The sequence below is a fragment of the Pseudomonas sp. SH10-3B genome (assembly GCF_019891415.1).
Taxonomy (GTDB): domain Bacteria; phylum Pseudomonadota; class Gammaproteobacteria; order Pseudomonadales; family Pseudomonadaceae; genus Aquipseudomonas.
Genome location: NZ_JAFLXD010000005.1, coordinates 119,817 through 146,122, shown reverse-complemented (window position 1 = coordinate 146,122; position 26,306 = coordinate 119,817). Strand labels below are relative to the sequence as shown.

General features: G+C 61.6%; 27 protein-coding genes and 1 other RNA gene. 15 read left to right on the top strand and 13 right to left on the bottom strand.

Going from position 1 to position 26,306, the window contains the following annotated elements; genetic code table 11:
* Positions 1–6: 6 nt before the first annotated feature.
* Genes J1G35_RS06100 through J1G35_RS06085 form a run of 4 tightly spaced genes read right to left on the bottom strand, consistent with a single transcriptional unit; the run spans position 7 to position 3,573 of the window.
* Positions 7–492: a DUF4442 domain-containing protein gene (locus J1G35_RS06100; RefSeq protein ID WP_223014080.1), complete on the bottom strand. Its 486-nt coding sequence runs from the start codon at positions 490–492 to the stop codon at positions 7–9.
* Positions 485–1,672 carry a 2-octaprenyl-6-methoxyphenyl hydroxylase gene (gene ubiH, locus J1G35_RS06095; RefSeq protein ID WP_131697574.1) on the bottom strand — a complete coding sequence of 396 codons (1,188 nt, stop codon included), beginning with the start codon at positions 1,670–1,672 and terminating at the stop codon, positions 485–487. The genes J1G35_RS06100 and ubiH overlap by 8 nt, the downstream gene beginning before the upstream one ends.
* A complete protein-coding gene (gene pepP, locus J1G35_RS06090) occupies positions 1,669–2,991 on the bottom strand; it encodes a Xaa-Pro aminopeptidase (RefSeq protein ID WP_223014075.1) in 1,323 nt (440 codons plus the stop codon). Before pepP ends, ubiH begins: the two co-directional genes overlap by 4 nt.
* A 24-nt stretch (positions 2,992–3,015) precedes the next feature.
* Complete coding sequence (locus J1G35_RS06085) at positions 3,016–3,573, bottom strand: YecA family protein (protein ID WP_053127821.1); 558 nt, start codon at positions 3,571–3,573, stop codon at positions 3,016–3,018.
* A 139-nt stretch (positions 3,574–3,712) separates the two neighbouring features.
* Here J1G35_RS06085 and J1G35_RS06080 point away from each other — a divergent pair, with 139 nt between their 5' ends.
* The 4 genes from J1G35_RS06080 to J1G35_RS06065 all read left to right on the top strand — a co-directional run bounded on the left by J1G35_RS06080 (position 3,713) and on the right by J1G35_RS06065 (position 5,132).
* Positions 3,713–3,922: a TIGR02449 family protein gene (locus J1G35_RS06080; RefSeq protein WP_007982902.1), complete on the top strand. Its 210-nt coding sequence runs from the start codon at positions 3,713–3,715 to the stop codon at positions 3,920–3,922.
* On the top strand, positions 3,919–4,236 hold the full coding sequence (locus tag J1G35_RS06075; protein ID WP_003176812.1) for a cell division protein ZapA: 318 nt from the start codon (positions 3,919–3,921) through the stop codon (positions 4,234–4,236). Before J1G35_RS06080 ends, J1G35_RS06075 begins: the two co-directional genes overlap by 4 nt.
* A gap of 30 nt (positions 4,237–4,266) precedes the next feature.
* Positions 4,267–4,445: non-coding RNA, 6S RNA (gene ssrS / locus J1G35_RS06070), on the top strand.
* 57 nt (positions 4,446–4,502) lie between these two features.
* Positions 4,503–5,132, top strand: a complete 630-nt coding sequence (locus J1G35_RS06065; protein WP_065926647.1) for a 5-formyltetrahydrofolate cyclo-ligase — start codon at positions 4,503–4,505, stop codon at positions 5,130–5,132.
* 6 nt (positions 5,133–5,138) lie between these two features.
* On the opposite strand, the gene J1G35_RS06060 is transcribed toward J1G35_RS06065, so the two are convergent.
* The gene (locus J1G35_RS06060; RefSeq protein ID WP_010207387.1) at positions 5,139–5,288 is read right to left on the bottom strand and encodes a hypothetical protein; all 150 of its coding nucleotides are present in this window, start codon (positions 5,286–5,288) and stop codon (positions 5,139–5,141) included.
* 194 nt (positions 5,289–5,482) lie between these two features.
* Here J1G35_RS06060 and J1G35_RS06055 point away from each other — a divergent pair, with 194 nt between their 5' ends.
* The 4 genes from J1G35_RS06055 to J1G35_RS06040 all read left to right on the top strand — a co-directional run bounded on the left by J1G35_RS06055 (position 5,483) and on the right by J1G35_RS06040 (position 10,867).
* Positions 5,483–5,932 (top strand): EVE domain-containing protein, encoded by a 450-nt coding sequence (locus tag J1G35_RS06055; RefSeq protein ID WP_223014073.1) that lies wholly within the window; start codon positions 5,483–5,485, stop codon positions 5,930–5,932.
* Between the two features lie 137 nt (positions 5,933–6,069).
* A complete protein-coding gene (locus J1G35_RS06050) occupies positions 6,070–7,035 on the top strand; it encodes a biotin/lipoyl-binding protein (RefSeq protein ID WP_053127813.1) in 966 nt (321 codons plus the stop codon).
* The gene (gene rbbA, locus J1G35_RS06045) at positions 7,032–9,749 is read left to right on the top strand and encodes a ribosome-associated ATPase/putative transporter RbbA (RefSeq protein ID WP_223014071.1); all 2,718 of its coding nucleotides are present in this window, start codon (positions 7,032–7,034) and stop codon (positions 9,747–9,749) included. The genes J1G35_RS06050 and rbbA overlap by 4 nt, the downstream gene beginning before the upstream one ends.
* Positions 9,749–10,867 (top strand): ABC transporter permease, encoded by a 1,119-nt coding sequence (locus J1G35_RS06040; RefSeq protein ID WP_223014069.1) that lies wholly within the window; start codon positions 9,749–9,751, stop codon positions 10,865–10,867. Before rbbA ends, J1G35_RS06040 begins: the two co-directional genes overlap by 1 nt.
* A gap of 90 nt (positions 10,868–10,957) precedes the next feature.
* On the opposite strand, the gene J1G35_RS06035 is transcribed toward J1G35_RS06040, so the two are convergent.
* Positions 10,958–11,365, bottom strand: a complete 408-nt coding sequence (locus J1G35_RS06035; protein ID WP_053127806.1) for a flagellar basal body-associated protein FliL — start codon at positions 11,363–11,365, stop codon at positions 10,958–10,960.
* A gap of 150 nt (positions 11,366–11,515) precedes the next feature.
* Between J1G35_RS06035 and J1G35_RS06030 the strand changes: the two genes are divergently transcribed.
* Positions 11,516–12,493 carry an NADPH:quinone oxidoreductase family protein gene (locus J1G35_RS06030; protein WP_053127804.1) on the top strand — a complete coding sequence of 326 codons (978 nt, stop codon included), beginning with the start codon at positions 11,516–11,518 and terminating at the stop codon, positions 12,491–12,493.
* Positions 12,494–12,723: 230 nt separating this feature from the next.
* On the top strand, positions 12,724–14,061 hold the full coding sequence (glpT, locus tag J1G35_RS06025; RefSeq protein WP_223014067.1) for a glycerol-3-phosphate transporter: 1,338 nt from the start codon (positions 12,724–12,726) through the stop codon (positions 14,059–14,061).
* On the opposite strand, the gene J1G35_RS06020 is transcribed toward glpT, so the two are convergent.
* Both J1G35_RS06020 and J1G35_RS06015 read right to left on the bottom strand, forming a co-directional pair.
* Entirely contained in the window at positions 14,058–14,711 is a 654-nt protein-coding gene (locus J1G35_RS06020) for a gamma-glutamylcyclotransferase (protein ID WP_053127800.1), read from the bottom strand. The two genes, glpT and J1G35_RS06020, sit on opposite strands and share 4 nt — an antisense overlap.
* A 27-nt stretch (positions 14,712–14,738) precedes the next feature.
* Positions 14,739–17,126 carry a TonB-dependent receptor gene (locus J1G35_RS06015; protein ID WP_223014065.1) on the bottom strand — a complete coding sequence of 796 codons (2,388 nt, stop codon included), beginning with the start codon at positions 17,124–17,126 and terminating at the stop codon, positions 14,739–14,741.
* 330 nt (positions 17,127–17,456) lie between these two features.
* Here J1G35_RS06015 and J1G35_RS06010 point away from each other — a divergent pair, with 330 nt between their 5' ends.
* Positions 17,457–17,939, top strand: coding sequence for a sn-glycerol-3-phosphate transporter (locus J1G35_RS06010; RefSeq protein WP_223014063.1), 483 nt, complete (start codon positions 17,457–17,459; stop codon positions 17,937–17,939).
* A 37-nt stretch (positions 17,940–17,976) separates the two neighbouring features.
* Here the strand turns inward: J1G35_RS06010 and J1G35_RS06005 are convergent, their stop codons facing one another.
* The 5 genes from J1G35_RS06005 to J1G35_RS05985 all read right to left on the bottom strand — a co-directional run bounded on the left by J1G35_RS06005 (position 17,977) and on the right by J1G35_RS05985 (position 23,208).
* Complete coding sequence (locus J1G35_RS06005; RefSeq protein WP_223014060.1) at positions 17,977–18,945, bottom strand: CDP-6-deoxy-delta-3,4-glucoseen reductase; 969 nt, start codon at positions 18,943–18,945, stop codon at positions 17,977–17,979.
* The gene (ubiD, locus tag J1G35_RS06000; RefSeq protein WP_053127792.1) at positions 18,945–20,411 is read right to left on the bottom strand and encodes a 4-hydroxy-3-polyprenylbenzoate decarboxylase; all 1,467 of its coding nucleotides are present in this window, start codon (positions 20,409–20,411) and stop codon (positions 18,945–18,947) included. The genes J1G35_RS06005 and ubiD overlap by 1 nt, the downstream gene beginning before the upstream one ends.
* Before the next feature lie 156 nt (positions 20,412–20,567).
* Positions 20,568–21,827 carry a transcription termination factor Rho gene (rho, locus tag J1G35_RS05995; protein ID WP_003176825.1) on the bottom strand — a complete coding sequence of 420 codons (1,260 nt, stop codon included), beginning with the start codon at positions 21,825–21,827 and terminating at the stop codon, positions 20,568–20,570.
* A 234-nt stretch (positions 21,828–22,061) separates the two neighbouring features.
* The gene (gene trxA, locus J1G35_RS05990; protein WP_053127790.1) at positions 22,062–22,391 is read right to left on the bottom strand and encodes a thioredoxin TrxA; all 330 of its coding nucleotides are present in this window, start codon (positions 22,389–22,391) and stop codon (positions 22,062–22,064) included.
* Between the two features lie 121 nt (positions 22,392–22,512).
* A complete protein-coding gene (locus J1G35_RS05985; protein ID WP_223014058.1) occupies positions 22,513–23,208 on the bottom strand; it encodes an FCD domain-containing protein in 696 nt (231 codons plus the stop codon).
* Between the two features lie 255 nt (positions 23,209–23,463).
* On the opposite strand from J1G35_RS05985, the gene J1G35_RS05980 reads away from it, so the two are divergent.
* Genes J1G35_RS05980 through J1G35_RS05965 form a run of 4 tightly spaced genes read left to right on the top strand, consistent with a single transcriptional unit; the run spans position 23,464 to position 26,306 of the window.
* Positions 23,464–24,249 (top strand): transporter substrate-binding domain-containing protein, encoded by a 786-nt coding sequence (locus J1G35_RS05980; protein ID WP_223014057.1) that lies wholly within the window; start codon positions 23,464–23,466, stop codon positions 24,247–24,249.
* Between the two features lie 17 nt (positions 24,250–24,266).
* A complete protein-coding gene (locus tag J1G35_RS05975; protein WP_053127786.1) occupies positions 24,267–24,935 on the top strand; it encodes an amino acid ABC transporter permease in 669 nt (222 codons plus the stop codon).
* Complete coding sequence (locus J1G35_RS05970) at positions 24,932–25,582, top strand: amino acid ABC transporter permease (RefSeq protein WP_223014055.1); 651 nt, start codon at positions 24,932–24,934, stop codon at positions 25,580–25,582. The genes J1G35_RS05975 and J1G35_RS05970 overlap by 4 nt, the downstream gene beginning before the upstream one ends.
* Entirely contained in the window at positions 25,569–26,306 is a 738-nt protein-coding gene (locus J1G35_RS05965; protein ID WP_027608358.1) for an amino acid ABC transporter ATP-binding protein, read from the top strand. Before J1G35_RS05970 ends, J1G35_RS05965 begins: the two co-directional genes overlap by 14 nt.

The window sequence follows — 26,306 nt, the reverse complement described above, 5'->3', positions numbered from 1 at the left end:
CATGCTTTAAGCCTGCCTCGCTGGCGGCTTGCGCCGCACGTAAAGGGTTTTGTCGACCCGCGCCACCAGAGTGCCGGAGCCGTCATGAATCTGCACCTTGAGGTGGGGCAAGTACTTCTCGCCACCTCCGGTCTGTCGACGCACCTCATCCAGCAAGGCCTCGTCGATGGAAAATTCGGCATACACCGGGCCCTTGCCCGGCGAAATGAAGTCGATGCTCGCGGCCTTGTCCCACACGATGTAATCGCGGCCCAGGTTCTCCATCAACATCAGCATGTAGAACGGGTCGACCATCGAATACAGGCTGCCGCCGAATTGCGTGCCGACGTAGTTGCGGTTGTACCAGCCCAGGCCCATACGCACTTTGACGTGACGAAAATCGGCGCTCATGTGCTGCACGCTGACGCCAGCGCCCAGGTACGGCGGGTACAGGGTCATGACCCAACGCAACAACCGCGCCTTGCCCAACCGTTCAACCAGCCACTTACGCATCGGGACGGGTACCCAGGCCCATGGCCTGACGGGCGAACCAACGCTTGGCCGGCGGCAACAGGTCCAGGCCCAGCAGGCCCATATTGCGGCCCAGTGCGACCAGCGGTTGTGCACTGCCAAACAGCCGCGTGACCTGGTCAGAGAAACCCACGGTCAACTTCTGATCCATGCGCTGGCGCTCGCGATAAGCCTGCAACGTCGCCAGGTCACCCGGTACCGCCGGCCCGGCCAGCAAGGCCTCAGCCAAGGCGTGCGCATCACGCAGGGACAGGTTGAACCCCTGCCCGGCAATCGGGTGCAGGCTGTGGGCGGCATTGCCGAGGATCGCCAGGTGCGAGCGTACCTGTTCTTCGGCTTCCACCAGGGTCAACGGATACAGGTGCCGGGCGCCCACTTGCTTGAGGGTGCCCAGGCGGTAGCCGAACACACCCTGCAATTCACTCAGGAAGCTGCGCTCATCGAGATTGGCCAGGCGCTGTGCGTCCATGCCGATACGGGTCCACACCAGGGCGCAACGGTTGTCCGGCAGCGGCAGCAGGGCCATCGGTCCTTCATCGGTGAAACGCTCGAACGCTTCGCCGTTGTGGGCTTCGCTCGGGGTAATGTTGGCGATCAGCGCGCTCTGGTTGTACGGGCGGGTTTTCACGCCAATGCCCAGTTGCTCGCGCAGGCCGGAGCGACCGCCGTCGGCCAGCACCGCGAGGTCGCACTCCAGCACGGTTTCGTCGTTGAGGGTCAGGCGGTAGCCATCGGGCAGCGGCTCCATGCGGGTGACTTCCGCCGGGCAGCGCCAGCTCACCACGTCCTTGTCCAGGCCTTGCCACAGGCATTGGCCGAGCCAGGCGTTTTCCACCACATAACCGAGGGCCGGCACGCCCTCCTCCATGGCGGACAGGCGCGCGGTGGAGAAGCGCCCACGGTCCGACACATGGATCTGCTTGATCGGTTCGGCGCGGCGCGAGATCTGCTGCCACAGGCCCAGGCGCTGGTAAATCTGCCGGGCGCCGTAGGACAGCGCCGAAGACCGCGCATCGTAGCTCGGCTGGTAGCTGTCGCCGGGCGCGAAGGGTTCGATCAGCACGATCTTCCAGCCACGCGCCTTGGCCCCCGCCTGCAATGCCAAGGCCAGGCTCGCGCCCACCAGGCCGCCGCCGATAATCGCCAGGTTGACCCGGCTCATCGCGCCGCCGCCATCAGCGCCTCAATCTCGGCGACAGCCTTGGGCACGCCGCTGGTCAGAATTTCACAGCCTTGCTTGGTCACCACCACGTCGTCCTCGATACGTACGCCAATGCCACGCCACTTTTTCGCTACGGCCTGGTTATCCGGCGAGATGTAGATACCCGGCTCCACGGTCAACGCCATGCCGACTTCCAGCACACGCCATTCGCCGCCCACCTTGTACTCGCCCACATCGTGCACATCCATCCCCAGCCAATGGCCGGCGCGGTGCATATAGAAGGGTTTGTAGGCTTCACTGGTGATCAGTTCATCGACGTCACCCTTGAGCAACCCCAGTTTAACCAGTCCGGCAGTGATGACCTGCACCGTCGCCTCGTGGGCCTGGTTCCAATGTTTGTTCGGCGCGATCTGGGCAAAGGCGGCTTCCTGGGAGGCCAGCACGATTTCATAGATCGCTTTCTGTTCCGCTGAAAACTTGCCGTTGACCGGCCAGGTGCGCGTGATGTCGCTGGCGTAGCAGTCGATTTCGCAACCGGCATCAATCAGCACCAGGTCGCCGTCCTTGAGCACGGCGTCATTCTGCTGGTAATGCAGGATGCAGCTGTTGCGCCCGGTGGCGACGATGGAGCCATAGGCCGGCATCTTTGCGCCCCCCTTACGGAATTCGTAGTCCAGTTCGGCTTCCAGGCTGAACTCGTGCAAACCTGCGCGACTGGCCTGCATCGCCTTTACGTGGGCCGCGCAGGAAATGCGCGCAGCCTCGCGCATCACCTTCACTTCCGCCGCCGATTTATACAGGCGCATGTCGTGGAGCAGATGATCCAGGGCAACAAATTCGTTCGGTGGCTGGGCGCCAAGGTGCGCTTTAGAGCGGATGACGTTGATCCACTCCATCAGGTGCCGATCGAATTCAGCGTTGCTGCCCATGGCCGAATACACCCGGTCGCGGCCTTCGATCAGGCCGGGCAGGATGTCGTCGATATCGGTGATGGGGAAGGCATCATCGGCGCCAAAGTCACGGATTGCGCCTTCGGTGCCCGCACGCAGGCCGTCCCACAATTCGCGCTCGGCGTTGCGTTCGCGGCAGAACAGCACGTACTCGCCATGCTGGCGGCCGGGCATCAGCACGATCACAGCTTCCGGTTCAGGGAAACCGCTCAGGTACTGGAAGTCGCTGTCCTGGCGGTAGACATGCTCCACATCGCGATTGCGGATCGCCACGGCGGCGGCCGGCAGGATCGCGATGCTGTTGGGTTCCATCTGCGCCATGAGCGCCTTGCGGCGCCGGGTGTATTCCGCTTTGGGGATATGGATCATGGGCAGATTGGCTTCCTTTCTCTTTTAATGCAGCGAAGGCTTGGGTGCAGCAGGCTCAGCGGACTTCTTGGTCTCGGTGAACAGCAGCAACGGCGCGACGCGCAGGTATTCCATGACTTCCATGTAGTCGCCTTCGCCGTCTTCGGACTCTTCCAGGGCGTCTTGCACCTGGGAGATGGCCGCCAGGTCCTGCAGCACTTCCTTGGCGTCGGTGCTCAGTTCCAGGCCGCTGGCGTTCACGCCGAAACCGTGGAGGAAGCCCTGGCACCATTGGCCGAGTGCGGCGGCGCGCTCGGTGAGCGGTGCATCGTCGGTCGGCAGCAGCAGGACCACGGTGACGTCATCACCGGTCAGCTCGCCCTTGACCATCTCTTGCAGGCCGATCAGCGCGTTACGCACGTTTTCGGTCGGTTCGGTTTCCAGCAGCTCGGCCACATCGGCCAGCCAGTTGTCGGCATCAAAGCCAACGCCGGTGCAGCTGCGGCCGAGCAGCACGCCGTGCAGTTCGGCAGGCGAGCAAGGATGACCGCTGGTGCTCAGCAGTTTGGAAAAAGCATCGTACGGGGAGTTCTGAATGGGCATGGTGAGCTAGGCGCCAGACGGCGCAATGTCTAGAATGGAGCGCTGTATCCTAGCACCGGCAGACGTACCAAGACTATCGAGGGCGTCAGATCGTTTATCCTGCAGTTGCCATTCATCAGACAAAATCCAGTGGAACCCAATGGAAGACACCGACCTGCAAGCGCTGATGGCCAGACTCGAATTGCTAATTACTCGGGTCGAGCAACTTAAGAGTCAAAACGGACTCCTATTAGCTCAGGAAAAGACCTGGCGCGAGGAACGCGCTCACCTCATTGAAAAAAACGAAATCGCCCGGCGTAAGGTCGAATCGATGATTTCGCGCCTGAAGGCCCTGGAGCAAGACTCATGAGTTCAAGCAATAGCGTCACCGTGCAGATCCTCGACAAAGAATATTCGATCATCTGTCCACAGGAAGAGCGCAACAACCTGGTGAGCGCCGCCCGCTACCTGGATGGCAAGATGCGTGAAATCCGCAGCAGCGGCAAAGTGATCGGTGCAGACCGCATTGCCGTGATGGCCGCGCTGAACATTACCCACGACCTGCTGCATAAGCAGGAACGCCCTGACGTACAGGCCAGCGGCTCGACGCGCGAGCAGGTACGCGACCTGCTCGAACGCGTTGATCTGGTGCTTTCCAGCGACTCGGACGCACCCAAGGGCTGATTGCCGCGACTGTTTAAGGTATACTCGCCCCACTCCCTGGCGTGTTTGCCAGTCGGCGATGTCCCTGAGCCGATTCGCACTACCCTGGAAGTTGCACGTTGGGCTGGTGTGCATGTCCGCTAGACGGAAAGCCTTAAAGCCTACTGCATCTTCCACCTTGAACTTTCGGGTTCAAGGGCTAAGTCGACAGCGGCTCTGTCGGGGAGCCTGAATTCCCAAACTCAATGCCAGTCCCCGGACTGGCATTGTTTTATGAGCCGAAAACCATGACCGAACCTGCGCCGCTTTCCCGTCCGCACCTTCGACGCATGTTGCGCAAAGCCCGCCGCGCCCTCACGCCGAGCGAGCAGCGCCAGGCCGCCCATGGCCTGTATCGGCAACTGGCACAGCACCCGCTGTTTCGCCGGGCCAAGCATGTTTCTTTATATCTACCGACGGACGGTGAAATCGATCCGCGTCTGCTGCTGCGCGCCGCCCAGCGACGGGGCAAGGCCACCTACCTGCCGGTGCTCAGCGCCTGGCCACGAACCAAGATGGTGTTCCAGCGCGTGAGGCCTGGGGAAAAGCTGCTGCCCAACCGCTTTCGCATTCTGGAGCCGCGGGTCAATGCCAAACGCCAGCGCAAGGTGTGGACGCTCGATCTGGTGTTGCTGCCGTTGGTAGGCTTCGATGATGCCGGTGGCCGCCTGGGCATGGGCGGCGGTTTCTATGACCGCAGCCTCGCCTACCTGGCGCGCCGCCAAGACTGGCGCAAGCCTAGACTGCTGGGCCTGGCCCATGAATGTCAGAAGGTGGAGCGATTGGCGCAGGCCAGTTGGGATGTGCCATTGGCTGGCACCGTCACCGATAAGCAGTGGTATGTCGCAGAAACGCCGCTGGAAGCAGCGGCGCCTTGAAGAGGGTTAGCGTTTGAACGGTTGCGGCTGCTGCTGAGCCAGTTCAACAGGCGCATCGGTCTTGTTCGACCACAAGCTTTGCGCATACCCGGTGGTCACGACGCCCAGACCAAACAAAATCACCAATATCCATAGTAAATCCGGTTTACGTTGCATCGATTGCCCCCCTTCAGGCACCTCGTACACGATGACAACAACGTTCCAAAGTAGTCCGTTGCAGCTGCGTCAAGCTTAAAGGCCGGCATTTTGCGGTAACGTGAACCAACACGCAAACCTTGGCGCCAACCGACTGTCGGTTTGTCATCAAATTGCCTGACAACTTGCCCAATGCCTTTTTCAGGAGCGCAAAAATGGCCTACTGGCTGATGAAATCCGAGCCCGACGAACTCTCCATCAACGGCCTGGAAAAGCTTGGCGAAGCGCGCTGGGACGGGGTGCGCAACTACCAGGCGCGCAACTTCCTGCGGGCGATGGCGGTGGGTGACCAATTTTTCTTCTACCACTCCAGTTGCCCCGAGCCAGGGATTGCCGGCATCGGCAAAATCATCGAGGCCGCCTACCCCGACCCTACCGCGCTGGAGCCGGACAGCCACTACTTCGACGCCAAGGCCACCCCGGAGAAAAACCCGTGGAGCGCGATCAATGTCGCGCACGTCCAGACCTTTCCCAAGGTGCTGGGCCTGGGCTACCTGAAACAGCAAACCGCCCTCGCCGAATTGCCCCTGGTACAAAAAGGCAGTCGCTTGTCCGTGATGCCGGTCACCGCAGAACAATGGGCGGCGGTGCTGGCACTGCACTGACGAGAACCCTGCGGTCACGCTCCCGGCGCATGCATCTGCACCTGAACAGGGTTAGGCTTGCGCTTCATTTGACCGGCATCAACGCCCCCTCGGGCTGCCTCGGTCAAACTAGGAAGCTAACGCTGCAGGATGCCCCCATGTCGATCACGCCCCGCTCCTCCCACCTGTTTGCCGTTTTGTTGATTGCCTTGCTGCTCGCCGCCGGCGGCTTCGGTTACTGGAAGTCCACCCAGGACCGCCTGCCAGAAGGCTTGGGCATGGGCAACGGCCGCCTGGAGTCCACCGAAGTGCAGATCGCTGCCAAGACCCCAGGACGCCTGGCCGAGGTGCGGGTGGATGAAGGCGACAAGGTGCTCAAGGGCCAACTGCTGGCGCGCATGGACACCCGCACCCTGGAAGCCCAACGCGCCCAGGCCGAAGCCGAAGTGCTGCGCGCCAGGGAAAACTTCGCTGCCGCCGAGGCCAACGTGCAACTGCGCCAAAGCGAGCAACTGCTGGCCAACCAGGAGCTCAAGCGCACCCAGGAGCTGTACAAGCGCGGCTTTGCCAGCAGCCAGTTGATCGACCAACAGCAGGCCCGCCAGAACACCGGCAACGCCGCCGTGATCGCCGCGCAAGCCCAGGTCAATTCGGTAAAGGCCGCCATTGGTGCCGCCCAGGCCCAGGTCGCCCAGTTGACCAGCGAAATCGACGACAGCAGCCTGCGCGCGCCCATCGACGGCATTATCCAGCTGCGCCTGGCCGAGCCCGGCGAGGTCCTCGGTGCCGGCGGACGCGTGCTGTTGCTGATCGATCCCGAGGATCAGTACATGAACCTCTACCTGCCCGCCTCCGTCACCGGGCGCCTGACGGTTGGCAGCGACGCACGCATCCTGCTCGATGCCCTGCCCCAGCAACCGTTGCCGGCCAAGATCAGCTTTGTCGCGGCCAAATCGCAGTTTACCCCCAAGGAAGTCGAAACCCGCGACGAACGCCAAAAACTGGTGTTTCGCGTCAAGCTGCGCCTGACCCAACCCAGCGCCGTGCCCCAGGCCAAACCGGGGATGCCCGGCGCCGGCTACGTGCGCATGGCTGACATCGACTGGCCGGCCAACCTGCAATGACCGGCCTGGCGCTGCACGCCACCGGCATCAACCACCGTTACGGCAAGCAGCAGGCCTTGATCGACATTGCCTTCAGCCTGCCCACCGGCACGCGCTGCGGTCTGATCGGCCCGGATGGGGCCGGCAAGTCGAGCCTGTTGGGATTGATCGCCGGGGTTAAAAAGCTCCAGGACGGCCAACTGGAGGTGCTCGGCGGCTCCATCGCCGACCGTCGTCACCGCAACAGCCTGTACCCACGCATCGCCTTCATGCCCCAGGGCCTGGGCGGCAACCTCTACCCCGAACTGTCCATCAGCGAAAACATCCGCTTCTTTGCCACGCTGTTCGGCCTGTCCAAAGCCGACTGCGACCAGCGCATGCACAACCTGCTGTTGGCCACCGACCTTGCACGCTTTGCCGAGCGCCCGGCCGGCAAGCTCTCCGGCGGCATGAAGCAGAAGCTCGGCCTGTGCTGCGCGCTGATCCACGACCCGGACTTGTTGATCCTCGACGAACCCACCACCGGCGTCGACCCGCTGTCGCGGCGCCGCTTCTGGGAACTGGTCGAGACCGTGCGCAGCGAGCGCCCGCAACTGACGCTGCTGGTGGCCACGGCCTATATGGAGGAGGCCGAGCAATTCGAACATTGCCTGATGCTCGACCGTGGCAAGCTGATCGCCGACGGGCTCAGCAGCGAACTGGCGGCAGCGACCCCCAGCGGCAAACTGGATGAGGCCTTCACCCACTTCCAGGGCGACAGCGCCCATGACAACCAACCGCTGGTGATCCCGCCCAGGGAAAACGCCAACACCGATATCGCCATCGAAGCCCACGACCTGACCCTGCGCTTCGGGGACTTCACGGCAGTGAACAAGGTCAGCTTTGCCATCGGCCGTGGCGAAATCTTCGGCTTCCTCGGCTCCAACGGCTGCGGCAAGACCACCACCATGAAAGTCCTCACCGGGCTGATGCCGGCCACCGAAGGCAGCGCCACGTTGCTGGGCAACCCGGTGAACGCCAAGGACCTGGCCACCCGCAAGCGCGTGGGCTTCATGTCGCAAAGCTTCTCGCTGTATGGCGAACTGAGCGTGCGCCAGAACCTGGTGCTGCATGCACAACTGTTCGATTTGCCCAAGGCCGACAGCGGCCCGCGCATCGATGAGCTGATCCAGCGTTTCGACCTCGGTGAAGTGGCCGAGCAGCCGTCCGGGGAGCTGCCCCTCGGCCTGCGCCAACGCTTGTCATTGGCCGTGGCGGTGCTGCATCGCCCGGAAGTGTTGATCCTCGATGAGCCCACCTCGGGCGTCGACCCAGCGGCGCGGGATGATTTCTGGCGGCTGTTGATCGAGTTGTCCCGCGAACAAGGGGTGACGATCTTCCTGTCTACCCACTTCATGAATGAAGCCCAGCGCTGCGACCGCATCTCCCTGATGCATGCCGGCAAGGTACTCGCCTGCGACACGCCGGACGCACTGCAACGGCAGTTCAGCGGCGACACCCTGGAAGCCGCGTTCGTCACCTGCCTGGAGCACGCCCAAGGCGATGCCGAACCCGCCACGTCCGCCAAAACCGTCAGCGAAACCCAGGCACCGCCCACCAGCAAGCGTGGTTTCAGCCTGTCTCGCCTGCTGGCCGTGGCCAGCCGCGAAGGCAAGGAGTTGCTGCGCGACAAAGTGCGCATGGCCTTCGCCCTGCTCGGCGCGATGTTCATGATGGTGATCTTCGGCTACGGCATTTCCCTGGATGTGGAAAACCTCGCCTTCGCCGTCTACGACCAGGACCAGACGCCACAAAGCCGCGCCTATCTGGAAGCCTTCCGCAGCTCGCGCTACTTCGCCGAACAGGCGCCGATCCAGGATGCCAATGAATTGCACCGGCGCCTGCAACGCTCGGAAATCAAGCTGGCCCTGGAGATCCCACCCGGCTTTGGTCGCGATCTCTATGCCGGTCGCCAACCCACCGTGGCCGCGTGGCTCGATGGCGGCATGCCGTTTCGTGCGGAAACCAGCCGCAACTATGTGGAGGCGGTGCACCAAGGCAACCTGCAACAACTGGCCGATCTGAGCAGCCTGCCCCGCAGCCCCCAGGCGGCCGCCAAACTGGAAACCCGTTTCCGCTACAACCAAGACGTGGTCAGCGTGAACGCCATCGGCCCGGGCGTGATGGCACTGATCCTCGCGTTTATCCCGGCGATGCTCACCGCCCTGGGCATCGTGCGCGAGAAAGAATTGGGCTCGATCACCAACTTCTACGCCACACCGCTGACGCGCCTGGAGTTCCTGTTGGGCAAGCAGGCTCCCTACCTGGCCGTAAGCCTGGTCAACCTGGCGGTTCTGGTGGCGATGAACCGCTGGCTGTTCGGTGTGCCGTTCAAGGGCAGCGGCCTGACGTTGGCGTTTGGCGGGCTGCTGTATGTGCTGGCCACGACCAGCATGGGCCTGCTGATTTCCGCGTTCACCCGCACCCAGATCGCGGCGATCCTCGGCACCATGATCATCACCAGCCTGCCAACCATTCAGTTGTCCGGACTGATCGTGCCGCGCTCGTCCCTGGAAGGCGCGGCCGCCTTGATGGGCGCACTGTTTCCGGCCGGGCACTTTTTGGATATCGCCGTGGGCACCTTCACCAAGGCCCTGGACCTGCGCCAGTTGTGGCCACAATGCCTGGCGCTGTTCGGCTTCTTTATCGGGTTCACCGGGTTGAGCCTGGTCATGCTCAAGAAGCAGGAGGCGTGATGCACAAGCTCGCACACATCTTCCGGCTGGGCATCAAGGAACTCACCAGCCTGCGTCACGACAGCGTATTGCTGCTGTTTCTGTTCTACGCCTTCACCGTCGCCATCTACATGCCCGCCGCCGGTTCGGTGATCGGTGTGCACAACGCCAGCGTGGCGTTTGTCGATGAAGACCACAGCGCGCTCTCACGGCAGATGGCCGAGGCGCTGCAACCGCCCGAGTTTCAACCACCGGCGCCGTTGGCCTATGACCAGTTGGACAAGGTGATGGACAGCGGCCAGTACACCTTCGTGATCAACGTGCCAGCCAACTTCCAGGCCGACCTGTTGGCCGGTCGCCAGCCTGGCGTGCAGGTGAACGTCGATGCCACGGCGATGAGCCAGGCGTTCATGGGCGCGGGCTACATCGGACGGATCTTCCAGCGCGAGTTGCTCAACTACAGCGGGCAAACCGATGCCGCCACCCAGGCGCCCGCACGGCTCACGACCCGAGCACTGTTCAACACCAACCTGGAGGGCGGCTGGTTCCTGGCCGTAATCCAGATCGTCAACAACATCACCATCCTGGCCATCATCCTCACCGGCACCGCGCTGTTGCGCGAGCGCGAACACGGCACCCTCGACCATCTGCTGGTGCTGCCGCTGACGGCGCTGGAAATCATGCTGGCGAAAATCTGGAGCAACATGCTGGTGGTGGTGCTGTGCACCTGGCTATCGCTGGAGGTGGTGGTCAAAGGGCTACTCGGCGTGCCGCTGGCCGGGTCGCTGAGCCTGTTCCTGTTTGTGACCGCGCTGTACCTGTTTGCCAGTACGGCACTGGGGATCTTCCTCGCCACCCTCGCCCGCTCGACGCCGCAGTTCGGCTTGCTGGCGATCCCGGTGATTATCCCGATGCTGCTGCTGTCAGGCGGCAGCACGCCGCTGGACAGCATGCCCGAGTGGTTGCAGTGGGTGATGCAGGGCTCGCCGTCGACGCACTTTGTGAGCTTGAGCGCGGCGATTCTGTTTCGTGATGCGGGGCTGAGCGTGGTGTGGCCGGACGTGCTGGCGCTGGCGGGGATTGGGCTGTTGTTTTTTGCGGTGGCGTTGGCGCGGTTCAGGAAGAGCTTGGCGTCTTGAGCGTGATGAGCCCGCTGGTTGTGGCGGGGGGGCTGCTGCGCAGCCCAACGCGGGGCAAGTCCGCTCGCCACAACACGCCGCTCGCCACCGTTACTGGATGATCAGGTTATTGAACAGCAGGTCTTCCACCATGGGCTTGCCAGTCTCGTCGTTCATCACTTGCTGGGTTTGCTTCAGGGCTTCCTGACGCAGCTTTTCCTTGCCGTCGACAGTGCTCATGGTCTCGTTGGTCTGCTGGGTGAATAGCGCGACCAACTGGTTACGGATCAATGCGTCGTTGGCCTTGACCGCTTTAGCTGCTTCTTCGCCGGTCACGCGCAGGGCGATATCGGCCTTGAACACTTTGAGCTTGGCCGTGCCATCCAGGCCGTAGTTACCCACGAACGGCGGGCTCAGGCTGATATAGCTGACCTTCGGCGCCGCACCTTCTTTGGCTTCTTCGGCCTGGGCTGCCATCGGCAAGGTCAGGGCCAGCATCAACAGGATCCACGCTTTCACAGTTCATTCCTCACATTCGGTTGCCGGGTAGCATAACGCTAGCAAGGCAGAGCACAAGCTTATGGCGACTTATCAGGGCCGAGCATGCTCGTTGACCCACAGGCCTACCCTCCTACACTTATCGGCCACGACACCAAAAGGAATAGCCCGATGAAAGCTGTGCTGTGCAAAGCCTTCGGCCCCGCCGAAACCCTGGTGCTGGAAGAAATCGCCAGCCCGGCGATCAAGAAGAACGAAATCCTGCTGGACGTGCACGCCGCCGGGGTCAACTTCCCCGACACCCTGATCATCGAGGGCAAATACCAGTTCAAGCCGCCCTTCCCGTTCTCGCCGGGTGGCGAGGCATCGGGCGTGGTCAGCGAAGTCGGGGAAAAGGTCAGCCACTTGAAAGTCGGCGACCGGGTCATGGCGCTCACCGGCTGGGGCAGCTTTGCCGAGCAGGTCGCGGTGCCGGGCTACAACGTGCTGCCGATCCCGCCAAGCATGGACTTCAACACCGCCGCCGCCTTCAGCATGACCTACGGCACCTCCATGCACGCGCTGAAACAACGGGCCAACCTGCAACCCGGCGAAACCCTGCTGGTGCTCGGCGCGTCCGGTGGCGTGGGCCTGGCTGCGGTGGAAATCGGCAAGGCCATGGGCGCGCGTGTGATCGCCGCCGCGAGCAGCGCCGACAAACTCGCCGTGGCCAAGGCCGCCGGCGCCGATGAGTTGATCAACTACAGCGAAGCCAACCTCAAGGACGAGATCAAGCGCCTGACCGACGGCAACGGTGCCGATGTGATCTACGATCCGGTGGGCGGCGATCTGTTTGACCAGGCCATCCGCGCCATCGCCTGGAACGGCCGCCTGCTGGTGGTGGGCTTCGCCAGCGGGCGCATCCCGGAACTGCCGGTGAACCTGGCGCTGCTCAAGGGTGCGGCAGTGGTCGGGGTGTTCTGGGGCTCGTTCGCCCAGCGCCAGCCGCAGGATAATGCAGCGAACTTCCAGCAGCTGTTCACTTGGTACGGTGAGGGCAAGCTCAAACCATTGGTGTCGCAGGTGTATCCGCTCGAACAGGCCGCCCAGGCGATCAACGACCTCGGCCAGCGCCGGGCGGTAGGCAAGGTCGTCGTCCAGACCCGCTAACCGACCTGAAATGCAATCAAATGTGGGAGGGGGCTTGTCCCCTCCCACCTTTGATCTCCTGCGGTCTTAAAATCGATAACGACCCACACTTATCCATTTACGACATGTTCATAAGAGAACATGCAATTGCTCTCATTTCCTGTGTTTGCGCATAAGAGGCAATGCTATTTTCGGTAACGAAACTGTAACATTCGCATCCGCAGTCAAAACAAGAAATCTGGAGCTCTTGAATGTTTGCTTTCTTTCGTCCTGCCGCACACCAGGCGCCCCTGCCTGAAGAAAAAATCGACAGTACCTATCGACGGCTGCGCTGGCAGATCTTCGCCGGTATTTTCTTCGGTTATGCCGGGTACTACCTGCTGCGCAAAAACTTCTCCCTGGCCATGCCCTACCTGATCGACGAGGGTTACACCCGCGGTGAGCTGGGCCTGGCGATGTCGGCGATCGCGATCGCCTACGGCCTGTCCAAGTTCCTCATGGGCCTGGTGTCCGACCGTTCCAACCCGCGCTACTTCCTGCCCTTCGGCCTGCTGGTTTCAGCGGGGGTGATGTTCATTTTCGGTTTCGCACCTTGGGCAACGTCCAGTGTGACCATGATGTTCATTTTGCTGTTCATCAACGGCTGGGCCCAGGGCATGGGCTGGCCGCCAAGTGGCCGGACCATGGTGCACTGGTGGTCGCAGAAAGAACGCGGCGGCGTGGTGTCAGTGTGGAACGTGGCGCACAACGTCGGCGGCGGCCTGATCGGCCCGCTGTTCCTGCTGGGTATGGCTTGGTTCAACGACTGGCATGCGGCGTTCTACGTACCGGCCACCGTGGCCTTGGCCGTGGCGGCATTTGCCTTCATTACCATGCGCGACACCCCGCAATCGGTCGGCCTGCCACCGATTGAGAAATACAAGAACGACTACCCGGAAGGCTACGACGCCAGCCACGAAGACGAATTCAGCGCCAAGGAAATCTTCGTCAAGTACGTGCTGCGCAACAAAATGCTCTGGTACATCGCCTTTGCCAACGTGTTCGTCTACCTGCTGCGCTACGGCGTACTGGACTGGGCGCCGACCTACCTCAAGGAAGCCAAGCACTTCACGGTCGATAAATCGTCCTGGGCGTACTTCTTCTACGAGTGGGCAGGCATTCCGGGCACGCTGCTGTGCGGCTGGATGTCAGACAAGATCTTCCGTGGCAACCGTGGCCTGACCGGCATCGTGTTCATGGCGCTGGTGACCGTGGCGACCCTGGTGTACTGGCTCAACCCGCCGGGCAACCCGGTGGTCGACATGATCGCGCTAGTCTCGATCGGCTTTTTGATCTACGGCCCGGTGATGCTGATCGGCCTGCAGGCGCTGGAACTGGCACCGAAGAAAGCCGCCGGTACGGCTGCGGGCTTCACCGGCCTGTTCGGCTATTTGGGCGGTTCGGTGGCAGCCAGTGCGGCCATGGGCTACACCGTGGACCATTTCGGCTGGGACGGTGGTTTCGTGCTGCTGATCGGCGCGTGCCTGCTGGCCATCGCGTTCCTGATCCCAACGCTGTGGCACACCAACAGTGTCAGCTCGGCGCGTTAATCGCCTGAGCAATCCTTGGCACAACGCTTGAGCCGCGCCTCCAGATTCTTGTCTGGCATGGCGTGGCTACGCAGGGCGTTGACGGTCTGCTCGACGTAATCGCGAGTAGTGCCGTAACGCCCGCAAGCGCTTTGCAGCACATGGTTCAGCACGATATCGGGCAAGTTGCCGGCGTAGCTGGGCAAGTGCCGCTCCAACACAAACCCCAACGCCTGTACCTGACTGCCATCTTCAAGACGGCAACTGAGCCAGTGCGGCCGGTAGGACGGGTAAGGCATCTCGCGCTGCCACAAGGCGTAAAGCGAGGCCTCCAGTTGATCTTCCGGCAAGCGGTAGGCGAACCCGCTGCACGAACCTCCGCGATCCAGGCCAAAGACCAGCCCCGGCAATTCCGGCGTACCCCGATGCTCGTGGGACCACAGGTACAGGCCCCGGTGATAACCGTGCACCCGTGCCCGCATCCGTTCGGTCGACGAGCATTCCGGCCGCCAGATCAGCGAACCATATGCAAATAGCCAGACCGGCCCACCCTTGTGCCGGCCCATGGTGGCCTGCATCGAGCTCATTAACTGTTCGTGAGTGAGTTGCGGCCCAAGATCGAGCCGCGGAGGGTAAGCCAATTGCAAAAGATCGGTTTCAATGGCGGTCATGGCGAAAAGCGGTGCGCCTCCTGTGTGTTACCAGTTGTAAGCAACTTTACCGTAATAAAACGCGCCGCTGTAACCGTACGGCGAAAAAGTGCTATAGGCCAAATTGCCACCACTGCTGGCGAAGGCGTTGACCTTCTCCGGGTATTTATCGGTGACGTTGTCGCCGCCCAGGGTGAAGGTCCAGTTCTTCAGCTTGTAATCCGCCGACAGGTCCAGCACCCAGGCGGCCTTGAAGGTCTGGTCATTGACCTTGTCCGCCTGGTAACTGGTGAATTCACCATAGCGCACCAGGTTGCTGTGCAGCGCCCAATGGCCGTAGGTGAAGTCGTTACCCAGGCTCAGCTTGTGCTCCGGCGTGGTATCGCCCAGCAAACCGATGCGCTCGCGGCGGTCCACGCGCACCAGGTTCGCGCCCAGGCTGTCGAGGATGGCCGGGTTGGCCTTCACGTCCGTCACCTTGGTGTGGTTGTAGTTGTAGCCCACGGTGCTGTTCCAGCGGATGCCGTTATCGAACTGATAGCGATAGTTGGCGACCAGGTCGACGCCGTCGGTGCTGGTATCGGTGGCATTGGTGAAGTAGCGGGCGGTGGTGTAGTCGATATTGCCAACCCCGTTGGCCTGCAAATAGGCGCGCGTCGCCGCGTTTATGCCGAGGTTGGACGACAGGCTGATACGGTCCCGGATGTCGATGCGGTACACGTCCACCGTCACTGTCAGGTCATCGGCCGGCTCCAGCACCAGGCCAAGGCTGTAATTGCGCGATTTTTCGGCCTTGAGGTCTTCGGCACCGAGCAAACGCGCGACCTGGCTGTTGGCCGGGAAGGTGCCAGCTTCCTGGATGGTGCTGCCGATCAGTTGCGATGAGGTGTAGGCGAAGTTCTGCTGGGCCAGGGACGGTGCGCGGAAACCGTTGGAAACGCTGCCGCGCAAGGCCACCTGCGGGGTGAAGTCATAACGGGCCGACAGCGAGCCGCTGACATTGGAGCCGAAATCGCTGTAGTCCTCATGGCGCACGGCGGCCGAGGCACTGAGTTTTTCGGTGAAGTTGGTTTCCAGGTCCAGGTACTGGGCCCAGTTGTGCCGTGTGCTGGTGCCAGCATCCGCATCACGGAAACCACCCAGTCCGGAACTGCCGGTCTGAAAGTAGGAGGCCGGCTCGCCCGCCTCGATTTCATACCCCTGGTGCAGGTATTCACCGCCAAACGCCACGGACACCGGGTAAGGCAGCCAACCCACATCGAACTCGCGGGACAGGTCCAGGCTGACTTGCTTCTGGTCGTTGCTCAGGGTGCCGTTGTCGAACTTGCGCGGCGTGGCCAGGCCCAGGGAGGTGTTGATGGTTTCGGTGCTGAGTGCGTACTGGTTCTTGCCGTAGTTGGCCGACAGGTCGTAATGCCAGTCGTACGCGAGCAAACCACGCAGGCCCACCACCAACGACGTATCTTCAAGGTTGCCCTTGATCAGCGGCAGGTAACCGTTGGGGTTGAGCGCCGGGATGTTGTTGGACGCATTGCTCGCCCGGTAGAACGCCGCCGTCTCGCCGCGCCGCTTGCTGTAGCCGCCGAAGGTGTAGAACTCGGCCGCATCGTTGAAGGCATATTCGGAGTTGAATTGGAATTTGCCTTCATTGGTGGCCGGCTCACCCTGGCGGAACACGCGCTGGCCATAGGTGGTAGAGCCGATGCTGCCCGTGCGGTAGTCATCCCCGGCGCGGTTGGTGTAGTCGTTGTCCGCTCCTTCGGCCGACAGGTTGATAAAGCCGTTGTCGCCCAATGCCAGGCCGGTGTTGCCGCTGACGTTGCGCTGGATACCGTCGCCTTTCTTGTATTCGCCGAACTTGGTGGAGATCGATCCGCCATGGTCGGCGTGCTTGAGGATCACGTTGATCACCCCGGCAATCGCATCCGAGCCGTAGCGCGCGGAAGCACCGTCACGCAGCACTTCGATATGGTCCACCGCCGACAGCGGGATCGCATTCAGGTCCGCCGGTGCCGACCCACGGCCCACCGCGCCGCCCAGGTTGACGAAGGCACTGGTGTGACGGCGCTTGCCGTTGACCAGCACCAGCACCTGATCGGGTGACAGGCCGCGCAACTGCGCAGGGCGCACCAGCTCGGCGCCATCCACCAGGCTTGGGCGCGGGAAGTTGATCGACGGAATCAGGCGCGCCAGCACCGCCCCCAACTCATCGGAGCCCGTGCTGCGCAGGCTCTCGCCGGAAATCACATCGATCGGTGACAGTGAAGCACTGGCGGTACGCTCCTGGGCGCGGGTGCCGGTGACGATCACGGTGTCGAGTTTGGGTGCATCGGTGGCAGACGTTTCGTCCGCAAAGACTGGATTGAATCCCACAGCGGCGAGCAAATTGGCCGACAAAATCGCTGTGTACAGCGCGTGTTGCGTGTAGCTCCCCATACCGCTCCCCTTTGAATCAAACATCAGAACGTCAGTGTTCTGAGTGCGTAAGATCGATCCGGCTGGCGGGCGGTGGCGGTCAGTTAATGGTTATTGGAAGAAAATCGGTAGTCCGTTGAGATATAGCCTAAAGATATTTACGTAACAAATTAAATACCTTTAAAGCATAAGCGAATGCATAAGCCCGATACCCCTTTCGTCAGAATTGCACACGGCAATCCGGCTACTTTCAGCCCCGGTTCAGCCTGGGAGCACGCCATGCCGTCAAAATAGCGCGCACATTCACGACCCACCTAGCCGCCCATCAAACCGACTATCGAGGTCGCACCCATGAAGAAATTTCGACTGCCGGGCCTGCTATTCCTGGCACAGGCCACCACCGCACTGGCTGGCGAGCCCCCAACTGCCGATGACGAAAAAGGCTTCTGGTACGCGCAGACCAGCGTCTATACCCGGCACTTCGCGCCGGATAAAGATCACAACAACAACCAGGACCTGATCGGCCTGGAGCGCAATGAGGCGTCAGGATTGGTGTATGGCGGAGCGACATTTCGCAACTCGTTCCGTCAGCGCTCGTACTACGCCTATGCAGGCAAGCGCTATGACCTGAACGATTCTGCGGTGTACCTGAAAGTCACAGGCGGCGCGATCCAGGGCTATCGCGGCAAATACCGCGACAAGATCCCCCTGAACCGTTTCGGCGTGGCGCCGGTGATCATTCCGTCGGTAGGCACCCATTACGGGCCGGTTGCAGCGGAGTTGGTGCTGCTGGGGTTCAATGCGGCGATGGTGACGACCGGAGTACGATTCTGAGCAGGGGCAGCAAGCTCCCTCCCACACGTTGATCGCTTTAGGGCCGCGGGGCGTAGGCGAATACGTCGGCGCGCATCTGGTGCGCGTCCATGCCGGCGTCGACCAACGCATCCAGCGTGCCGTAGATCATCGCCGGTGAACCGCTGGCGTAGACATGCACCGCCTTGAGGTCGGCAATGTCTTCGCACACCGCTTCATGCAGCAGGCCGCAGCGTCCTTCCCAGCCGCACAGGTCACTGACCACCTTGTGCAGGAACAGGTTGGGCAGTTGCCGCCATTGGTCCCAGTGCTCGATCTCGTAGAAATCTTCCGGGCGCCGCACACCCCAGTACAGGTGCACCGGGTGCTTGAAGCCGGAAGCGCGGCAATGCTCGATCAGGCTGTGCATCTGCGCCATGCCGGTGCCGGCAGCGATCAGCACCAATGGCCCGTCCGGCAGCTCGGCCAGGTGGGTGTCGCCAAATGGCAGCTCGATGCGCGCCATCTGGTTGCGCTGCAATTGCTCGAGCAAGTTGCGCGCGCTGTCCTCGCGGGCCAGTACATGCAGTTCCAACTCGCGACCGGCGTGGGGCGCAGAGGCCAGGGAAAACGCCGATTTCTCGCCATTCTCCCGCTCGATCATCAGGTATTGCCCGGCGTGGTAACGCACCGCCTTGCCGGCCGGGGCCCGCAGGCGCACGCGCCACACATCGCCGCCCACTTCCACGCACTCACTCAATTGGCACGACAACTTGCGCAACGGCAACTCTCCCGGCGCCAGCACGCCATCCCACAACACGATGCAATCTTCCAGCGGCTCGGCGATGCAGGTGTAGAACTCACCGTGATCGCGCACTTCACCGGCTTGCTGCACCCGGCCTTCCACCAGCAGTGCGGCGCACACGTGGCACACGCCATTGCGGCACGCCTGGGGGCACTCGTAGCCCAGGCGGCGCGCGCCTTCGAGGATTCGCTCGCCGGGTTCCAGCTCCAGCACGGCGCCGGAAGGTTGCAGGGTTACACGCATCAATCTATTCCCAATTCTTTCCAGATCGCATCGACACGTGCCGTGACGGCCTCATCCTTGACGATCACCCGGCCCCACTCGCGGGTCGTTTCACCCGGCCATTTGTGGGTGGCATCCAGGCCCATCTTCGAGCCCAGGCCCGACACCGGCGACGCGAAGTCGAGGTAGTCGATCGGCGTGTTGTCGATCATCACCGTGTCGCGCTTGGGGTCCATACGCGTGGTGATGGCCCAGATCACGTCGTTCCAGTCCCGGGCATTGATGTCGTCGTCGGTAACGATAACGAACTTGGTGTACATGAACTGTCGCAAAAACGACCACACACCCAGCATGACCCGCTTGGCATGGCCCGGGTACGACTTCTTCATGGTCACGATAGCCATGCGATACGAGCAGCCTTCCGGCGGCAGGTAGAAGTCGGTGATTTCCGGGAATTGCTTTTGCAGGATCGGCACGAACACTTCGTTCAGCGCCACACCCAGAATCGCCGGCTCATCTGGCGGACGGCCGGTGTAGGTGCTGTGGTAGATCGGCTTGATCCGATGGGTGATGCGCTCGACGGTGAACACCGGGAAGCTGTCGACTTCGTTGTAATAGCCGGTGTGGTCGCCGTACGGGCCTTCATCGGCCATCTCGCCGGGGTGAATCACGCCTTCGAGGATGATTTCAGCGGTGGCCGGCACTTGCAGGTCATTGCCACGGCACTTCACCAGTTCGGTGCGGTTGCCACGCAACAGGCCGGCGAAGGCGTATTCGGACAGGCTGTCGGGCACCGGGGTAACGGCGCCGAGGATGGTCGCAGGGTCGGCGCCCAGGGCCACAGACACCGGGAACGGCTTGCCGGGGTGCTTCTCGCACCATTCACGGAAGTCCAGGGCGCCGCCACGGTGGCTCAACCAACGCATGATCACCTTGTTGCGGCCGATCACTTGCTGGCGGTAGATACCGAGGTTCTGGCGGTCTTTGTTCGGGCCTTTGGTGACGGTCAGGCCCCAGGTGATCAGCGGACCAACATCGCCGGGCCAGCAGGTCTGCACCGGCAGCATGGCCAGATCGACATCATCGCCTTCGATGACCACTTCCTGGCATACCGCGTCCTTGACCACCTTGGGTGCCATGGCAATGATCTTGCGGAAGATCGGCAGCTTCGACCAGGCATCCTTCAGGCCCTTGGGCGGCTCGGGCTCCTTGAGGAACGCCAGCAGCTTGCCGATCTCGCGCAATTCGCTGACCGCCTCGGCGCCCATGCCAAAGGCCACGCGCTCGGGGGTGCCGAACAGGTTGCCGAGTACCGGAATGTCATAGCCGGTCGGGTTCTCGAACAGCAGCGCCGGGCCCTTGTTGCGCAAGGTGCGGTCGCAAATCTCAGTCATTTCCAGTACCGGGGAGATCGGCATCTGGATACGTTTCAACTCTCCGCGCTGCTCAAGTTGCTGCACGAAATCCCGAAGATCCTTGAATTTCATTAACCATGCCACCCGTAAAATAGGCGTACATCCTACCTGCTCTGAGGGCGGCTGGCAGCTTATCGCGGCGCATTTGGGTCAGGAACAGGCTTAAAAAAAGCGCAAAAAAAAATGGCGCCCCTGGAGGCGCCATTCTTTCGGACCTGAAACGTCGTATTACTTACGTTTCATCGACAGGAAGAACTCGTCGTTGGTCTTGGTGGTTTTCAACTTGTCGATCAGGAACTCGATGGCCGCAACTTCGTCCATCGGGTGCAGCAGCTTGCGCAGGATCCACATGCGCTGCAGTTCGTCGTCGGCGGTCAGCAACTCTTCGCGGCGGGTGCCGGAGCGGTTGATGTTGATCGCCGGGAACACGCGTTTTTCCGCGATGCGACGGTCCAGGGGCAGTTCCATGTTGCCGGTACCCTTGAACTCTTCGTAGATCACTTCGTCCATCTTCGAACCGGTTTCAACCAGTGCGGTGGCGATAATGGTCAGCGAGCCGCCTTCTTCGATGTTCCGCGCGGCGCCGAAGAAACGCTTCGGTTTCTCCAGGGCGTGGGCATCGACACCACCGGTGAGGACCTTGCCGGAGCTCGGGATCACGGTGTTGTAGGCGCGGGCCAGACGGGTGATGGAGTCGAGCAGGATCACCACGTCCTTCTTGTGTTCGACCAGGCGCTTGGCCTTCTCGATCACCATTTCGGCAACCTGCACGTGGCGGGTCGGCGGCTCATCGAACGTCGAGGCAACCACTTCGCCGCGCACAGTGCGCTGCATTTCGGTTACTTCTTCCGGACGCTCATCGATCAGCAATACGATCAGGTGAACTTCAGGATTGTTACGTGCGATGTTCGCTGCAATGTTCTGCAGCATGATGGTCTTACCGGCTTTCGGCGGGGCGACGATCAGGCCACGCTGGCCTTTGCCGATCGGGGCGCACAGGTCGATCACGCGACCGGTCAGGTCTTCGGTGGAACCGTTACCGGCTTCCATCTTCATGCGCACGGTCGGGAACAGCGGCGTCAGGTTCTCGAAGAGAATCTTGTTTTTCGCGTTCTCGGGACGATCGAAGTTGATCGTGTCGACCTTGAGCAGGGCGAAGTAACGCTCGCCTTCCTTCGGTGGGCGGATCTTGCCAACGATGGTGTCACCGGTGCGCAAGTTGAAGCGACGGATCTGGCTCGGCGAGACATAGATATCGTCTGGGCCGGCGAGATAGGAGGCGTCTGCAGAGCGGAGGAAGCCGAAGCCGTCCTGGAGAATCTCCAGCACGCCATCACCGGAGATTTCCTCGCCGCTTTTCGCGTGCTTTTTCAGCAGGGAGAAAATCACGTCCTGCTTGCGCGAACGGGCCATATTTTCTATGCCCATTTCTTCGGCCAGTTGGAGCAGGTCGGTAATCGGCTTTTGCTTGAGTTCAGTCAGATTCATATAGGAATGACGTAATCATTTATGGAGGGGGGAAATTAAGCTTTTGGCTTAATGAGGCCGCGCCGCAGAGAAGGCGACAGGATCGCGTACTAATCGAAAAGGAATGCGTCGGCGACGGCTTGCAGGGGGCAGTGGAGAAACCAGTGCGGGGCCGAATGTACCACCTGAGTTTCGGAGCGTCTAGCCCTGTTTCACGAAAAAGCCCCGCAATTTGCGGGGCCTTTTTGACGACGATTAGATGTTCGCGTCGAGGAAAGCTTGCAGCTGAGACTTCGACAGCGCGCCCACCTTAGTGGCTTCGACGTTGCCGTTCTTGAACAGCATCAACGTAGGAATACCGCGCACGCCATGCTTGGCCGGGGTTTCCTGGTTGTCGTCGATGTTCAGCTTGGCAATGGTCAGTTTGCCTTCGTAGGCGGTTGCAATGTCGTCCAGGACCGGAGCGATCATTTTGCAAGGGCCACACCATTCAGCCCAGTAGTCAACCAGCACCGGGCCAGCAGCCTTGAGTACTTCGGCCTCAAAGGTCGCGTCGGTGACGTGCTTGATAAGATCGTTGCTCATGGATGTCTCCGGATTGTAAGCAAAAAAAACGTTGCCCATCATAGCCGCCCTTCCCCCGTTCAGGAAGCCGCCTCTGATTGAGTCTTCCTATGATGGCGCATGAGTTTGGGTATAACCCAACTCACGGCGTAACGGGAGTCACAAAGGCGATTCCCGTGCGCAATGCCGCATTGCGTACATGCTCCTGCATGGTTTTCTGCGCCGACGCACTGGCACGCCGGGCGAGGGCGCGCAGGATCTTGCGATGTTCCTGCCAGGTTTCCATGGCCCGCTCCGGCCGGATGAACGGTAGTTTCTGGCTTTCCAGAAACACCTCGGCACTGGCACTCAGGATGCTCACCATCGCCTGGTTGCCGCTGGCCAGCAGGATGCGCTGGTGAAATTCGAAGTCCAGCCGTGCGGCCGCTTCGAAGTCGCCGGCCTTGAGCACCTTGCGCATCGCTTCGACGTTGTCTTCCAGGCTGTCCAGCTCATCGATCGTCAGCGTGACCGCCGCCAACCCCGCCGCAAATCCCTCCAGCGCATAGCGCAACTGGAAGATATCCAGCGGCGTGGCCTGGGCTGCGAAAGGCCAGGCAAAGCCCGGCGCGTCATCCGCCGCCTGCACGAACACGCCTTTGCCCGGCTGCACACTGACCACACCCAAAGCGCTCAAGGACGACAGCGCCTCACGCAACGACGCCCGGCTCACGCCCAACTGCAGCGCCAAGTCGCGCTGGGAGGGCAGTGCATCGCCTGGCCCAAAGCCCTGCTCCTTGATCAGTTTGCGGATGGCCTGCAGGGCCGCTTCCGGTACGGCTTGGGCGATGGAATTCATAAAAAACTCGAGGTTCTCGTCAACAGAGCGGCCAGTTGTAAAGCTATTCGTGGCCCACGGCAAGCCACGCCCCAAAGGGGCTCGCGGGGTTTTACCGACGCTCGAAAAGGGTGCGAAAACTCCCAGCACTGTTCAGACCAGTAAGACCACTACAGCTCAACAAACTCCGGCCCCGCAGACCATCCAAGCCGTACTGGCATGGGCTATGCACTGAGCAAATCCAGAAAATTCCTTCGCCCTTTTCGGAGAGTTGCCATGACCAAGCGCTACAGCGCCCTGCTCACTGCCGTGTTTGCCAGCCTGATGCTGAGCCAGGCACCCGCCCAGGCCAACGGTCTGGACGATATCGTCGCCCGTGGCACCCTCAAGGTCGCTGTGCCCCAGGACTTCCCGCCGTTTGGCTCGGTCGGCCCCGACATGAAGCCCCGCGGCCTGGACATCGACACCGCCAAGCTGCTGGCCGACCAGCTCAAGGTCAAGCTGGAGCTGACCCCGGTCAACAGCACCAACCGCATCCCCTTCCTCACCACCGGCAAGGTCGACCTGGTGATCTCCAGCCTGGGCAAGAACCCCGAGCGCGAAAAGGTCATCGATTTCTCCAAGGCCTACGCACCGTTCTACCTGGCCGTATTCGGCCCGCCTGACGCCGCCATCAGCAGCACCGACGACCTCAAGGGCAAGACCATCAGCGTGACCCGTGGCGCCATCGAGGACATCGAGCTGACCGCCGTAGCGCCCAAGGAAGCCACCATCAAGCGCTTCGAAGACAACAACTCCACCATCGCTGCCTACCTGGCCGGCCAGGTCGACCTGATCGCCAGCGGCAACGTGGTGATGGTGGCGATCAGCGAACGCAACCCGAAACGCGTGCCGGCACTGAAAGTGAAACTCAAGGACTCGCCGGTCTACGTGGGCGTGAACAAGAACGAGCCGGCGCTGCTGGAGAAGGTCAACCAGATCCTGGTCGCGGCCAAAGCTGACGGCAGCCTGGAAAAGAACGCGATGCAATGGCTGAAAGAGCCGCTGCCCGCCGATCTTTGAGACGACGGAGCTGACTCATGGCGTATCAATTTGACTTTGTGCCGGTGCTGGCCAATACCGATCTGCTGTTGCGCGGCGCGTTGTTCACCCTTGAGCTGACGGCCATCGGTGCGATCCTGGGGGTGGCCCTGGGCACCGTCGGCGCGGTGGTGCGGGCGTGGAAAATCCAGCCATTTGCCTGGTTCTTCGGCGTCTATGTCGAGTTGATCCGCAACACGCCGTTCCTCGTGCAGTTGTTCTTCATTTTTTTCGGCCTGCCGTCACTGGGATTGAAAATCACTGAGTGGCAGGCGGCGATCCTGGCGATGGTGATCAATCTGGGGGCCTACTCCACGGAGATCATCCGCGCCGGCATCCAGGCCATCCCACGCGGACAACTGGAGGCCGCCGCCGCGTTGGCGATGACGCGTTTCGAAGCGTTCCGCCATGTGGTGCTGCTGCCGGCACTGGGCAAGGTGTGGCCGGCCCTGAGCAGCCAGATCATCATCGTGATGCTCGGTTCGGCGGTGTGTTCACAGATCGCCACCGAGGAACTGAGCTTCGCCGCCAACTTTATCCAGTCGCGCAATTTCCGTGCGTTTGAAACCTATGCCCTGACCACCCTGGTGTACCTGTGCATGGCGTTGATGATTCGCCAGTTGCTCAACTGGATCGGCCGCCGCTTTGTGATGAGGAACAGCCGATGAGTGATTTTTCCTTCTGGGACATCGTGCGCAACCTGCTCACGGGCCTGCAGTGGACGCTGTTGCTGTCGCTGGTGGCGTTTGTCGGCGGCGGCCTGATCGGCTTGCTGGTGATGACCCTGCGCATCAGCAGCAAGGCATTCGCGCGCAATCTTGCGCGTACCTATATCGAGCTGTTCCAGGGCACGCCGCTGCTGATGCAGCTGTTCCTGGTGTTCTTCGGCATCGCCCTGCTGGGGGTGGATATTTCACCCTGGCTGGCAGCGGCGATTGCCTTGACGTTGTTTACCAGCGCCTACCTCGCCGAAATCTGGCGCGGTTGTGTCGACTCCATTGCCCACGGGCAGTGGGAAGCGTCGGCCAGCCTGGCGTTGAACCCCCTTGAACAACTGCGCTACGTGATCCTGCCCCAAGCCCTGCGCATCGCCGTGGCACCCACCGTGGGTTTCTCGGTGCAGGTGGTCAAAGGCACCGCCGTGACCTCGATCATCGGCTTCACCGAACTGACCAAGACCGGCGGCATGCTCGCCAACGCCACCTTCGAGCCCTTTATGGTCTACGGCCTGGTGGCCCTCGGTTACTTCCTGCTCTGCTACCCCTTGTCCCTCAGTGCGCGCTACCTGGAAAGGAGACTGCATGCCTCTGCTTAGAATTTCCGCCCTGCATAAGTATTACGGCGATCACCACGTCCTCAAGGGCATCGACCTGACCGTTGAAGAAGGCCAGGTGGTGGCAATCATCGGCCGCAGCGGCTCGGGCAAGTCCACCTTGCTGCGGACCCTCAATGGCCTGGAATCCATCAACGACGGCGTGATCGAGGTCGATGGCGAATACCTCGATGCCGCCCGCGCCGACCTGCGCAGCCTGCGGCAGAAGGTCGGCATGGTGTTCCAGCAATTCAACCTGTTCCCGCACCTGACCGTCGGCGAAAACGTCATGCTCGCACCGCAGGTCGTGCAAAAAGTGCCTAAGGCCAAGGCGGCGCAATTGGCGCGGCAGATGCTGGAGCGTGTTGGCCTGGGCGAGAAGTTCGACGCCTTTCCCGATCGCCTCTCAGGTGGCCAGCAGCAACGCGTTGCCATTGCCCGTGCGCTGGCGATGTCACCCAAGGTACTGCTGTGCGATGAAATCACTTCGGCCCTGGACCCGGAGCTGGTCAATGAAGTGCTCAGCGTGGTCCGCCAATTGGCCAAGGACGGCATGACCTTGATCATGGTCACCCACGAAATGCGCTTTGCCCGGGAAGTCGGCGACAAGCTGGTGTTCATGCACCAGGGCAAGGTGCATGAAGTCGGTGATCCAAAGGTACTGTTTGCCAACCCGCAGACCGCCGAACTGGCGAACTTCATCGGCACGACCGAAGCCCACGCCTGA